The 12,472-nt window shown below is 42.9% G+C and carries 14 protein-coding genes; 6 read left to right on the forward strand and 8 right to left on the reverse strand.

Annotated elements, in window-relative coordinates:
- Positions 1 to 80 precede the first annotated feature (80 nt).
- From D1092_RS06850 to D1092_RS10045, 6 genes are all read right to left on the reverse strand, one after another.
- Positions 81 to 854, reverse strand: a complete 774-nt coding sequence (locus D1092_RS06850) for a hypothetical protein (RefSeq protein WP_148255657.1) — start codon at positions 852 to 854, stop codon at positions 81 to 83.
- 370 nt (positions 855 to 1,224) lie between these two features.
- Positions 1,225 to 3,090: a portal protein gene (locus tag D1092_RS06855; protein WP_420913984.1), complete on the reverse strand. Its 1,866-nt coding sequence runs from the start codon at positions 3,088 to 3,090 to the stop codon at positions 1,225 to 1,227.
- Positions 3,075 to 4,436 (reverse strand): PBSX family phage terminase large subunit, encoded by a 1,362-nt coding sequence (locus D1092_RS06860; protein ID WP_148255659.1) that lies wholly within the window; start codon positions 4,434 to 4,436, stop codon positions 3,075 to 3,077. Before D1092_RS06860 ends, D1092_RS06855 begins: the two co-directional genes overlap by 16 nt.
- A 612-nt stretch (positions 4,437 to 5,048) precedes the next feature.
- Positions 5,049 to 5,276 carry a hypothetical protein gene (locus tag D1092_RS06870; RefSeq protein WP_151030297.1) on the reverse strand — a complete coding sequence of 76 codons (228 nt, stop codon included), beginning with the start codon at positions 5,274 to 5,276 and terminating at the stop codon, positions 5,049 to 5,051.
- Complete coding sequence (locus D1092_RS06875; RefSeq protein ID WP_148255661.1) at positions 5,260 to 5,574, reverse strand: hypothetical protein; 315 nt, start codon at positions 5,572 to 5,574, stop codon at positions 5,260 to 5,262. The genes D1092_RS06870 and D1092_RS06875 overlap by 17 nt, the downstream gene beginning before the upstream one ends.
- A gap of 13 nt (positions 5,575 to 5,587) precedes the next feature.
- Positions 5,588 to 5,710 carry a hypothetical protein gene (locus tag D1092_RS10045; protein WP_277623137.1) on the reverse strand — a complete coding sequence of 41 codons (123 nt, stop codon included), beginning with the start codon at positions 5,708 to 5,710 and terminating at the stop codon, positions 5,588 to 5,590.
- A gap of 619 nt (positions 5,711 to 6,329) precedes the next feature.
- Here D1092_RS10045 and D1092_RS06880 point away from each other — a divergent pair.
- The 4 genes from D1092_RS06880 (at position 6,330) to D1092_RS06895 (ending at position 9,708) form a co-directional block, all read left to right on the forward strand.
- A complete protein-coding gene (locus D1092_RS06880; RefSeq protein ID WP_148255662.1) occupies positions 6,330 to 6,713 on the forward strand; it encodes a helix-turn-helix domain-containing protein in 384 nt (127 codons plus the stop codon).
- 475 nt (positions 6,714 to 7,188) lie between these two features.
- Entirely contained in the window at positions 7,189 to 7,578 is a 390-nt protein-coding gene (locus tag D1092_RS06885) for a VOC family protein (RefSeq protein ID WP_148255663.1), read from the forward strand.
- Positions 7,579 to 8,449: 871 nt separating this feature from the next.
- On the forward strand, positions 8,450 to 8,833 hold the full coding sequence (locus D1092_RS06890) for a helix-turn-helix domain-containing protein (protein WP_148255664.1): 384 nt from the start codon (positions 8,450 to 8,452) through the stop codon (positions 8,831 to 8,833).
- A 491-nt stretch (positions 8,834 to 9,324) separates the two neighbouring features.
- Complete coding sequence (locus D1092_RS06895; RefSeq protein ID WP_148255665.1) at positions 9,325 to 9,708, forward strand: helix-turn-helix domain-containing protein; 384 nt, start codon at positions 9,325 to 9,327, stop codon at positions 9,706 to 9,708.
- A gap of 736 nt (positions 9,709 to 10,444) precedes the next feature.
- On the opposite strand, the gene D1092_RS09505 is transcribed toward D1092_RS06895, so the two are convergent.
- Positions 10,445 to 10,585, reverse strand: coding sequence for a hypothetical protein (locus D1092_RS09505; protein ID WP_167309307.1), 141 nt, complete (start codon positions 10,583 to 10,585; stop codon positions 10,445 to 10,447).
- A gap of 534 nt (positions 10,586 to 11,119) precedes the next feature.
- Between D1092_RS09505 and D1092_RS06905 the strand changes: the two genes are divergently transcribed.
- Both D1092_RS06905 and D1092_RS09885 read left to right on the forward strand, forming a co-directional pair.
- Positions 11,120 to 11,425 (forward strand): hypothetical protein, encoded by a 306-nt coding sequence (locus D1092_RS06905; protein WP_148255666.1) that lies wholly within the window; start codon positions 11,120 to 11,122, stop codon positions 11,423 to 11,425.
- A 287-nt stretch (positions 11,426 to 11,712) separates the two neighbouring features.
- Positions 11,713 to 11,937 (forward strand): hypothetical protein, encoded by a 225-nt coding sequence (locus D1092_RS09885; RefSeq protein ID WP_241435973.1) that lies wholly within the window; start codon positions 11,713 to 11,715, stop codon positions 11,935 to 11,937.
- A 151-nt stretch (positions 11,938 to 12,088) separates the two neighbouring features.
- Here the strand turns inward: D1092_RS09885 and D1092_RS06915 are convergent, their stop codons facing one another.
- Positions 12,089 to 12,442: a hypothetical protein gene (locus tag D1092_RS06915; protein ID WP_151030298.1), complete on the reverse strand. Its 354-nt coding sequence runs from the start codon at positions 12,440 to 12,442 to the stop codon at positions 12,089 to 12,091.
- Positions 12,443 to 12,472: the final 30 nt, after the last annotated feature.

Below are 12,472 nucleotides of genomic sequence, written 5' to 3' on the forward strand. Positions count from 1 at the left end.
GGTCCCACAAAAGAACATCCCCCACATCCCTACTACACCAAAAGCTTCATCACATTTTCGCGTAAATACTATTCTTGTGATTAAAATTCTCTTCCCCCCATTAAACGATTAAAAGCCGCTTTATTTTTAGGATCAGCAACCCAAGTGCTAAACTCTGCTTCTGACATTTTATCCAGCATATCCAAAGAAATCGGCCCATTTGGCGTCACGCCATTATAAGCAGCAAGAGTCCGGGCTGAATTGTGTCTTTCCTGCAAATTTTCCCCCATGTTATTCTGAACATTGCTATAACCAAACTTTTGTGCAATCGTGTAAATCACTTCAGCTGGATTTTGATTTTTTTGCGCACAATCGCGCAAGATCTGCTTCAATTCATCACCAATCCTTGCATCAATATTTTGGGGATCGGCCATCTCAGGATAGAGCGAAGCAAAAGCGGCCAACTGTTTCGCACGCGTTTCATAAATAAAATCAGCCGCCTGATCAAAATCCTGGTGCTTTTGTTTAACACTTGCAACAGACTGCTGATAAAATGCCTGCAACTGTTCTGCTTCTCGAGCCGGGGAAGGTTGTTGTTTTTCCTGTAACAGCCCTTGTTTTTGGAGTGTTTTTCCCAACCATTGCATATAGCCCATAAAATCCTTTTGTGGATCTGGTGGCGCATTGTCTTCCCCTTGAACCTCTTTTCCGCCTTCTTGCGAGGATAACTGTTGTTGAAATCTTTGTTCTTGAAAATTTTCTTCCAAAGTTTTTTCTTCTCTTCCACTTTCCCCCTCTTCTCCCCCTTGCGTTGAGGCAAGAAAATCCTGTTTCAAATGGTTTTGTTCTGCCGGCGTTAAGTGTTCTTGATCCATGACATTAGCCTTTTCTTTTTTTTAAAAAACAATAAAATGAAATTTTTCCGATAAAACAGCCTATAAGCATTGATCCCCCCCAAGGTGCTCTGCGCACATGATCTCCAACCTATCGATACCTCACCCCGCACACCCAAGAGGGCAAGATACCTTCCCCCTGCTCCCCACCATGAACAACGAGGCTTTATCGAACATTTTTCCCAACATGCCTTACCCCACAAAACAACGCCTCTTGCGATAAACAGAGGCGCCATGACACGGCATAAGCAACACGAAAGATGAAAGTTTATGGACACCCTTCCCGTGATCACTTCACTTGGATCAAATTTATCCAACATTGCGCATTATTAAAGCGCCATTATAAAGCGTCCTACTGTTGCGCATTTGCCCTTTGCAACATCTGCATCATCTGCTCTGCTCCGACATTCTGCCCCATTTGTGCTGAATCATTTTTCTCTTCTTGGAGAGCGTTTTGCGCCTTTATCGCAATTTTATGAATCAGTGAAGCCGGCAAAGGGGAATAGCGTAAGAGATCGAGCATAATCTCTGGTGTTGCAAAATTTTGCATCAAAGGAAGCAATTGCATAATCAATGCAAAAGTCCGCTCTTTTTCGTTAAGACTTGTTGGTGCATCATCCACGACAATATCATATTCCAAACTTGTCACCATTTCACGTGTTAAGGGTACATATTGGGCATTTTCATCCCCTGCGATACGCACCAACCGCCCATCAGAGAGATAATTTTGAATAAGATAGAGAATAATTTTCCCCTGTCGTTGCCGATATCGACGCAAAGCATCAAAAAAGGCAGCCAACAGATTAAGGGAAGATTGTCGGCGTTGTTGTTCCAAAATACCAGGCTGATTAACCGCTCTTGTTCCAATAAATTCAGAAGACAAGCCCGTCACCTGCTCGAGAGCGCTCTTTGCTTCATTAAACAATTGGAAAAAACCTTGGGGAAATTGTGCCACCGGTTTAGGCTGGATTCTGCCCCCAGAGACAGCCCCACTTTTCAACCAAGTAATGCTATCGGCTCTCGCCCAACTCTCAAGGGCTTGTCGATCATCATCAAAGGCATCACGTTCAGCCATAATCCCGCCTTTTGATTGGCTATTGAGCAAATGCATCACTTGACTAAAATATTTATTTGCCCAGCGTTGCGGATCTTTTGTAGGGCGCACAAGCCCGTAAAATTGTCGGCTTAATTTATCAAAAGTACCCGTAATACACTCCCATCCCAATTGACCTGCAGGGACCAAAGGCTTATCCGGGACATCAAGCAACCTTCTCCCCAAAAATGCCCGTTTAACAATTTTTTTGGTCAACCTTGTTGCTTGAACATCTGGAAAGGCTTTACTTAAACTTTGAAAATCCTGCTCTGAATAATCAATAAATTGACCACTTTGCGGTTCGAGCACTTTATAAACCACCTCACGTTCAAACCATCGACATTCAACCAATGTCACCATTTTAGGCCGTTGAGAACCGCCAGCCTCTCCTCCCTCTTCCAGATAAGCTCCTTCTCCTTGGGAGTTTTTTGTCACCCCACCGTTAGTTGAATGTAAAAACCCCTGATGTTTCACCCAATCGGCATGAAGATCACTCCAATGCACATGGGGAAACATTTGTTGAGCAACAGCCAGAGGTTTTTCATCAATATACCATAAACGTTGTGCATCAATAAGATTAGGCTTAACAGCACTAGCATCCCAGACCATTTTCATAGGGTCAAGCCGCGAAATGATAGGTTTTCCTTGTGGATCTTCTTCATAATCAAGGCGGGTATCTGTCCACCCCATACCGCAAATGATCGCATCTTGAAAAGCATCGGAATCTTCATATTCCCCATCAGCTTCATCGCGAAACCATTCAGCGGCCCCTGTCAAGATCTGGTTTGCAAAGGCAGCGCCTTCTTGTCGTGGAATAAATTGGACTTGTCGTTTATTATTGCGCTCAGCCCCAATGACAGCATTAATCAGCGGGGCAATACGGTTAAAAGTCATCACCGGTCTATTTTGTTCGTTCAAAACAGCCAAGTCTTGCTCATTCCACTGCCGACCATTATAAAAATCGTAGTCTTCTTGGGCATTTTTTCGCCATTTTTCGATATGAACAATATCGTCCTGATACCACCCAATGAGTTTTTTAAAAAGCGCTTGCTGTTCAAGTGTTTCGATGTGATTGAAAGAAGAAAAAGAAGAATCTGTAGACATATTCATTAAAAAGCCATCCATGAAGTTTGAGAATGGAGAGAAGAGTGATAAGGTTTTTTTCGCGCTCTCGCATGGGGCTGTTCATAAGCCACACACATCAATCCAAAGGCATCGGCCCCATGGCTTGCCCAGTCATGTTCAGCGCCAAGACCAATATTGCGCTGTTCATCACGCTTTTCATGATACCAAGCGAGCGCTTTTCTCCCCTCAGCTGTTGTGTCACGATTAAACCATAGAGCAGGAAACAAACGCCTTACGGCTTCGATACGCATTTTGACCGCGCCTGTTCCCTGATTAGGAATGATTTTGGTTTGAAAACCGGCTTGTTGGAGGGCACTTTCAAAACTGACATTATAAACACGATCTTTTGTTGCGCCATCATGGGGCAAGACCATGAGGGCCTTTTCATATCCCCTTTGAAAGATCCACCCCACATGTTCACAGAGTGGTTGCCCTTGAGCTTCATAATAATCAAGCACACGAATTTCGCGTCCCACAAATTGCGCGACCCACAAAGCGGTTGCATCGGCTTTTGCACCGGTTCCTCCGATATCCCAAAAGATTTTCACCTGCATCAAAGGATCCCGTGGAACGGTGGTAATCCGCCCTTCCATCTCAGCTTCGAGCAGACATTTTTGATAATAAGCCCCCTGCACAGCTTGGAGATATTCGCCTTCCCAAATATGGTTATACTGCTCTGGTCTTTGCTGCAAATCATCCAATCGATCTCGATTAAGCTTTTTGGGAAATTGCGGATTATCGCGCCAATTAATTTGTGCGCCTTTGATATTGGGATTATCGACATTTCGAAAACGTTTTTCCACGGGGGCATTTTCATGATATGGGTTCCAAGTAACCCATAATTCTGCGTTCCAATCATCTCCCTCTTCGCGCAAAGTTGGGATAAGGGTTTGCCAAGCGGTCTCCGTGACCGGCTCCGCCTCATCCACCCAGCAAAGGAACACCCGCCCCATTGATTTAATACTCGCGATATTTCGATCAAGCCCCGCAAACACATAAGAAATACGTCCATCTTTTGATTTAATATATTTATCACCGATTTCATAATAATCTTGCAGAAAAGGGTAAGCTTCAATTGCGCGTTTAATTTCTTCCAAAGAGCTCTCATTGAGAGAATTTTGAAACTGTCGCGCACAAAGGATAATCCCGCGTTCTCCTGCCATTCCATGGCGATATCCCACCACCGCTGTCATCAAAGCAAAAGAGCGTGTTTTTCCAGAGCCTCGTCCGCCCCAAGCCGCCCGAACATCTGCTTTTCCGGTAAAGACAGGAATAAGCTTTGGAATAAGAGCCACTTGAGCCGTTTTCCGCTCCATTTTTTGAGAATTTTTTTGAACCGTTGTCATGATAATTTTTTATACTTTAGCAACAATTGCGCTCCACATTTTTGATGATGCCAATTTGATGATGCCAAGTTTCATTATTCTAGAACCATTGAAAGAAAAAAGCTTATCTCAAAAGCGCTCTCTTCTCTTCATCCAGATACGTAATACATCCCGCTTTTTGAGCATTCCCTTTTTTGTATGCGCCCCCCACTCCCCAAGGCGCGCAAAAAGCCCCACCCTTCAAACACCGCACTCCTGTCCCCCACAAAAGCACGGTATTCCCCCCTCAAGAGTGCCCTAAAGCACAACCAGCCGCCTATCACACCCTCTTAAAGTGTCACACTCCTCACCCATCAAAACGGTATTTTCTCATATCCCCTAAAACCCCTTGCACCAAAGCCTCTGTGCCCCACGACACCTTTATGGCATCATCCACCAAAGCCCCTCCAGCACACGCCCTTGACGCCTCATCGCTCTCCACCGAACATCTTCCAGTATCACAAGCGCCTAACCAACCCGATAACCTCTAAACGCCCTTGACTCATCGTCCCTCAAAACAGCGCCCTTCCAAGACGACTTCTTCTCTCACCCGCCTCACATTTTTCAATAGCACACGCTTGAATTTCCTTAAGGTCACGCTTCAAGATCACATTTTTCTGATTGGGGCTCTTTTGATTTCACGGGAACAATCTCAATCCGCGAAATTGTTTTGACATTTCCTTCTTCAGTCACCTGCAGAGGTAAAACTTTTGCCAACAGCGAAAAAACAGCCCCCCTTCCAAGACGACTTCTTCTCTCACCCGCCTTACATTTTTCAATAGCACACGCTTGAATTTCCTTAAGGTCACGCTTCAAGATCACATTTTTCTGATTGGGGCTCTTTTGATTTCACGGGAACAATCTCAATCCGCGAAATTGTTTTGACATTTCCTTCTTCAGTCACCTGCAGAGGTAAAACTTTTGCCAACAGCGAAAAAAAAGGCACAGGATTATTCAGCGCATGATATTGCAGATACGACACCAACCCATCTTTCCCATACTGAGATCCAGCTTGTTCAGCGGCTGTAAGTAAGGCTTCATTAAACCGCTTTGTGATTTTATTTAAAGCCCCTTTTTTGCGTCCTCTTCGACGTAAGGGAAGACAATTTTTCTCAGCCATCATCATGCTCCTTTCAATCAAGAAAAACCAATTCCATGCCATGAAACAATGTCATGAAAATCAGCAACGAACCTTCAAAAGCACGCAACAATACCCCCCAAAAAGCCAAAAGCTGCCATAATGCCGAAACCGTCACCCCCCAAACCTCTGATCCCCTTCCATGCCCTCACAAAAGGGTAATACGCCCTAAAAACCCACACAACGTGTAAATCCTCCACGACCTAAAACTTCGCCTAACCTTTTTTACAGATCCACGCTTTTGCGCTTTTGCACCTTGACAGAAAAATCCTCCAAACCAACACCCCACACCGCTTTAGTCAACACTGGTCCATTAACAACACAGCCTTGTGTAGCAAAATATCCCCTACGAGCTTCAGATCATCACCCTTCAAACGGATAGTCCTTCATAAAGCACGCCTTAATATTCCTGCTCTCTTCACCACACCTCAAAACAGCACTCTTTTACGAATGTGCAGCATAGGTAAAATATTTTAATTTTTCTTGCTAATCTTTTGAAATTACTTTATCACTTAAAAGATATTTTGATCGTCCACGCAACGGTCAATAAGGGAACTAAAAGCCCTAAACCCTAGCGTACAAATAAACTCACTGTTGTGGGTGTCCCGGAATTCCGGGAGTTTTTGCTATGTCCAGGTGCCAAAAGCACTAAAAGCAAAAAAGCTGACTAGGGTTCAGTACTTTTAGACTCCCGGAATACTCATGCGAGGGCGCTCGCAACCGGCGGGGGGCATAAAGTGCAAACCAAAAATTCACATTTTCCAACCAAAAATCCCAATTTTAATGATATTTCTATTGGCAAAAGAATTCGTCATAGAAGAATTTCAATGCGGCTTTCTCAAAAGGAATTAGGAAGCCACTTAGGAGTGAGTTTCCAACAAATCCAGAAATATGAAAAAGGGTTAAACCGTGTAAGCGCAGGGCGTTTACAAGAAATTGCCAATGCGCTAGAGGTTCCCATTACCTTTTTTTATGCGAATATTTCAAAAGAAAACACTCCAGAACATCCCCCACACTATGACCAAGAAATCTATAGCGAAAAAGAACAGACCCTTGTACAAAATTTTAGAGAGCTCCACCCTAAAAAACAAAAGGCAATTTGGTGGTTAATTTCCGATTAGACAAAAGCCGCCACAAACCCCAAATCCTTCGCATCACGTTACAGATCCACGCCTTTACGCTTTTCCATTTTTACGAAAATTGACCACCACCCTGCTCAATAAACGTTGACCAAAATCTTGCAAAGCCCCCTTGGCTCCCCACTTCATGTGCTTCAGATTACCACCCTCCAAACAACGCTGTTTGATAGTAAAATTTTAAAGCAGAAAAACGCTCATCATCTAAAAAAATGATGAAGCAGTGCGTTTTACATATCCTCTATCTTTGCTTAAACAGCAAAGGAAAACACCCAATCAGTTTTTAAAATACCCCCCGCCTAAAGTTCTCCATGCCTGATATCACCGCCCTTAAAGAGCAGTGTTTAACGGCATGATGGAATAAATAAAACACTCCGCGAATGGAAGTTTCACAATTTCTTGTTGAAATATCCCCTATAGAGGTATACTGTGTTAGGAAACCGCTATTAATGGAGAATTTATGAGCACGATCCCCTCTTATCCTGTTACCCCGAACCTACAGTTGATATACGTATCAAACATCGAGCATTCTACCGCTTTTTACAAATTCATCTTCAAAAAAGAGCCTATTTTCGTCTCACCACGCTATGTTGCATTTACTTCTTCGGGTGATGCCCTCTTTGCTCTCTGGTCTGGAGGCGATACGCCTGAGGAAAATGTGTCTCGTTTTTCAGAAATTGGCATTATGTTACCTCACGGAGAGGACGTAGATAAACTCTATGCAGAATGGCAAGAACAAACCACCGTTGAGATAAATGTCTTGAAAGAACCCTATACGGACGTATTTGGACGAACCTTCCTCATCAAAGATCCTGACGGTCATCTTATTCGTGTTTGTCCACTGGATTAAAAAACTTTAAGACCTGATCCTTAATCGCCTGAATTTTGACTTCCACTCCCCTCACCTTAAAGGACCAAGACTTCATCCAGCGCCATTTTTTGAACAGTCTAGCTTCTTCTTTAGAAGAAGCCGGATTTTTCACTTCGAGATCCCCCCTCAAAACAGAGTGTTTTATCAAGCTTGTGTCCATCCAGCTCTAAAATATTTTTTCTCTCGTCATCCCTCTTCATCTAAGCCCCCTGCTCCATACACAGACTCCTTGCCCCCCCAAACCGCTCATTCCATTCCATGCCCTCACAAAAGGGCAACACGATCTAAAAGCCCACACAACGTGCAAATCCTCCACGACATTGAACTTTCCCTAACCTTTTTACAAATCCACGTTTTCACGCTTTTGCGCCTTTACAGAAAAATCCTCCAAACCAACACCCCACACTACTTTAGTCAACACTGGTCCATTAACAACACAGCCTTATGGAGCAAAATATCCCCTACGAGCTTCAGATCATCACCCTTCAAACAGATAGTCCTTCATAAAGCACGCCTTAATATTCCTGCTCTCTTCACCACACCTCAGAACAGCACTCTTTTATGAGCGTGCAGCATAGATAAATATTTTATTTTTCTTGCTAATCTTTTGAAACTCCTTTATCACTTAAAAGATATTTTGATCGTCCACGCAACGGTCAATAAGGGAACTAAAAGCCCTAAATCCGAGCGTACAAATAAACCCACTTTTGTGGGTATCCCGGAATTCCGGGAGTTTTTGCTATGTCCAGGTGCCAAAAGCACTAAAAGCAAAAAAACTGACTCGGATTCAGTACTTTTAGACTCCCGGAATACCAATGCGAGGGCGCTCGCAACCGGCGGGGGGCATAAAGTGCAAACCAAAAATTCACATTTTCCAACCAAAAATCCCAATTTTAACGATATTTCTATTGGCAAAAGAATTCGTCACAGAAGAATTTCAATGCGGCTTTCTCAAAAGGAATTAGGAAGCCACTTAGGAGTGAGTTTCCAACAAATCCAGAAATATGAAAAAGGGTTAAACCGTGTAAGCGCAGGGCGTTTACAAGAAATTGCCAATGCGCTAGAGGTTCCCATTACCTTTTTTTATGCGAATATTTCAAAAGAAAACACTCCAGAACATCACGCACACAATGACCAAGAAATCTATAGCGAAAAAGAACAAACCCTTGTACAAAATTTTAGAGAACTCCACCCTAAAAAACAAAAGGCAATTTGGTGGTTAATTTCCGATTAGATAAAAGCCGCCACAAAGCCCCAAATCCTTCGCATCACGTTACAGATCCACGCTTTTACGCTTTTCCATTTTTACAAAAAGTAACAAACGAAATTTTCCCCGCTTCACTCTATAATTACTGGTCTGTCAACACTCCAGCGTTCCTTAAAGTGAGTTCCCTCTATTGACTTTAGATCACAGCCCCTAGAACAACACTCTTTTACGAATGTGCAGCATAGGTAAATGTTTTAATTTTTCTTGCCAATCTTCTGAAATTACTTTATCACTCAAAAGGTGCTTTGATCGTCCACGCAACGGTCAAATAGGGAGTTGAAAACCCGAAAACTCGTACATGAATTTGTCCCACTGTTGTGGGTATCCCGGAATTCCGGGAGCTTTTGCTATGTCCAAGTGCTCGACCGCACTAAAAGCAAAGAGCTGATTCGAGTTCAGTATTTTCAACCTCCCGGAATACTCATGCGAGGGCGCTCGCAACCGGCGGGGGGCATAAAGTGCAAACCAAAAATTCACATTTTCCAACCAAAAATCCCAATTTTAATGATATTTCTATTGGCAAAAGAATTCGTCACAGAAGAATTTCAATGCGGCTTTCTCAAAAGGAATTAGGACGCCATTTAGGTGTCAGTTTTCAACAAATCCAGAAATATGAAAAAGGGTTAAACCGTGTAAGCGCAGGGCGTTTACAAGAAATTGCCAATGCGCTAGAGGTTCCCATTACCTTTTTTTATGCGAATATTTCAAAAGAAAACACTCCAGAACATCCCCCACACTATGACCAAGAAATCTATAGCGAAAAAGAACAGACCCTTGTACAAAATTTTAGAGAACTCCACCCTAAAAAACAAAAGGCAATTTGGTGGTTAATTTCCGATTAGATAAAAATGCCAACAAACATTATTCGTCGCTCTCCCCCTGCACCTAAAGCTTTCGATATCGGATATCTACCCGCCTCCAATAATGTACAGCAGCTTCCCCATAGAGAAGGACATCCCTCCACGTCAAACAACACCCTCTTGCAACACCGCCCCTTGTGCAGTCCCCTCTTGTTCAGCATCCCCCTTGTTCAGCATCCCTTGACAACATCAAAGAGCAACAAGCAAAAAAGCAACAAAATTTTGGAAAAACCTTGAGCACCCTCATCGCATTATCTTCTTACCCATCGTCTTCACAATGCCATCTTCGCAAGAGCTCTTATGTGGGGGCTCTCAATCTGCTCTGGTTTAAAGATACAATGCTGATTATGCCATTATGATACATTTTTACATTGACCTTGTCAAGTTTTTATATTGTTCTTTTAATATTTTGTGTCATTCTTTCTCATAATCATCTTTCTCATGCAACCAGAATGCCCAAAACATAAAGCACAAAATACAACATCATTATGTTGCTCATTCACGCGTTTTTGAAAAAACATGGCCTGACTGCTTTTGCCATTTCACGACAGCGCGCTGTACAATAATGCGCCATACCTTGTGATCATAAAACCAACCTCTCCCCCCTTCACACTCCCCCCCTATCTTATAGTAACCACGCCCCCTTCATCCCATTCTCTCCTCCCTCTCTCTGCTTCCTCTTCTCTCCCATCAACGCACCAATACGCGCGCGCGCTCTTCATCCCAATTTGTTTCCTCCTCCAACTTGTGCTCTCCCCCCCAACTTGTGTTCTCCATTGACAAAATCGCCACCTCCAAATTCTCCCTCTCCATTCCACCCCATGACAAAAGCCCCAATACGCCTCCAAAGCCTATACAACGCCTAAATCCCCCATAATCTTGACCTCCCCTTCATTTTCACAAAACCACGTTTTTACGCTTTTACAGCTTTACAGAATGCAGCCAAATGAAACGTCCACAACAGTTTTACGAAAGCGCAACCCATAACCACTTAATTTCCCAACAAGCTTATCCTCCCACGACTTTTCCTCCATTCTCCAGGCATTCCACCACTCTCTGACCCGTCTCTTTTAAAAAATTTTCTGCCCTCCCTCAAAGAATGAAAGTTTTGATCAACACCGATTGACAATCCCACTTCCAAAAGCAGATTCCCCAAAAAAACGTCCACACCACTCAGGCAACAATACGCTACACTCCAACTTCACCAAGCCAAGCCCCCTTCATATCACATCCCCTCAAACGATAGTTTTCCTTGATAAAAAACATCAAAGGTAAAAACAGATAGCTTAATTTTCCTCTCACACGACAGATTGAAAAGTGTCTAGAAAATTTAATTGATCAGTTTCAACCATGAGACTAATATTTAAAAGAAGATTACAGAAAGGAATTTCCTATGCAAAAGAAATTACCCAAAAGTTATATGACAGATGCTGAACGTGAAGAATTACGAGTAGGCGGTTTAGATCAAGACTGTATCTACCTTGCTGAATCAGAAGCAGCAGATCATGCTGGTGATGACAAAGCAGCATGGGAATGGTTAGCAATGGCTGATTTACCAGCGCACACACTCTTATTTCTTAGATCTCAAAATGGAGCGCAATTTATACGTGATATGGGATTTTCTACAAAGAATGCGGATGAAGAATATGGTCCAGATTGGTTAGACAAAGGCGTTATGATAGGAGGTCATTATTTCTAAAGAATTAGAACGGATTTTGTCTCGTGAAGAAGGCTATGTGAAAAAAATCAATGATACATTAGCCGCTAAGAGATTATGTGATATACGAAATGATTTGTGTAATCATATTCGTAACGTTGGAAAGAGCGGGGATTTATCATCGCTTCTTGATACAGAGCGTAGCATAATAAAAAGTGACTTACTCAGATATGCCAATAGCCAGGCTATGACCAGCAGCCACAGCATTAACTGAAATAAATGTTGTTAAGAAGCACGGAGCACTTGTTAATGATCCTACGCATTACAAAGTGATCAATGAGGCTTATAGTTTACCCAAAAATCGTAAAGGTGATTTGCCTTATGATGAAGCACACCAAACCATGGCATCCCATTATGCACGATTAGGAAATTTGGACAAAGCGCGTTTAACATCCGTTGAAAAATCAATTATTGACATGCGAAGAGAAAATATCAAGGCAATGCAAAAACTTTACGAAAAGATGCAAGCTAAAGCTATCGGCGTAGATCTATAAAGTTCGATTGGCATACAAATTAAAAAGGCTTTTTAAAAGAGCTTTTCATAACGCTCGTATCAAATTACCTGCCGCCTCCCAAAGACCGAAAGTTTTTAAGCATCTTCCCTAAAAAAAACAAAACGTCCACATCACTGCGTAAACGACAAGCCTAAGCTTTTAGACTCAACGCCCCCACCTTCAGATCACCCTTTTTCAAAGGATAGCATTTCATTAATTCCAACAAGCAAGCTCTATCTCCTCTCAGCCCCTTCATACATCCCTTTGCACACTGCCTCTTGTATACCCCTCCATACGCACGCTTCCTCATCTCTCCCATCAACGCACCAATACACCCTCTCTTCATTCCCACTTGTCCTCTCCCCCCCAACTTGTGTTCTCCATTGACAAAATCGCCACCTCCAAATCCTCTCTCTCCATTCCACCCCATAGCAAAAAACCAAACCACGCCCTCCAAAGCTGACACAACGCCTAAATCCCCCACGTCCTTGCACGTCCACTTCACTTTTACAGAACCACATTTTTACGCTTTTAC

The organism is Bartonella krasnovii (genome assembly GCF_003606345.3).
Lineage (GTDB): Bacteria > Pseudomonadota > Alphaproteobacteria > Rhizobiales > Rhizobiaceae > Bartonella > Bartonella krasnovii.

Bases quoted from the DNA above. Each gene is read 5' to 3' on its own strand.
- D1092_RS06855 (WP_420913984.1), bottom strand. From the start codon at position 3,090: ATGGATGGCTTTTTAATGAATATGTCTACAGATTCTTCTTTTTCTTCT.
- D1092_RS06875 (WP_148255661.1), bottom strand. From the start codon at position 5,574: ATGGCTGAGAAAAATTGTCTTCCCTTACGTCGAAGAGGACGCAAAAAA.
- D1092_RS06850 (WP_148255657.1), bottom strand. From the start codon at position 854: ATGGATCAAGAACACTTAACGCCGGCAGAACAAAACCATTTGAAACAG.
- D1092_RS06905 (WP_148255666.1), top strand. From the start codon at position 11,120: ATGCAAAAGAAATTACCCAAAAGTTATATGACAGATGCTGAACGTGAA.
- D1092_RS06885 (WP_148255663.1), top strand. From the start codon at position 7,189: ATGAGCACGATCCCCTCTTATCCTGTTACCCCGAACCTACAGTTGATA.
- D1092_RS06860 (WP_148255659.1), bottom strand. From the start codon at position 4,436: ATGACAACGGTTCAAAAAAATTCTCAAAAAATGGAGCGGAAAACGGCT.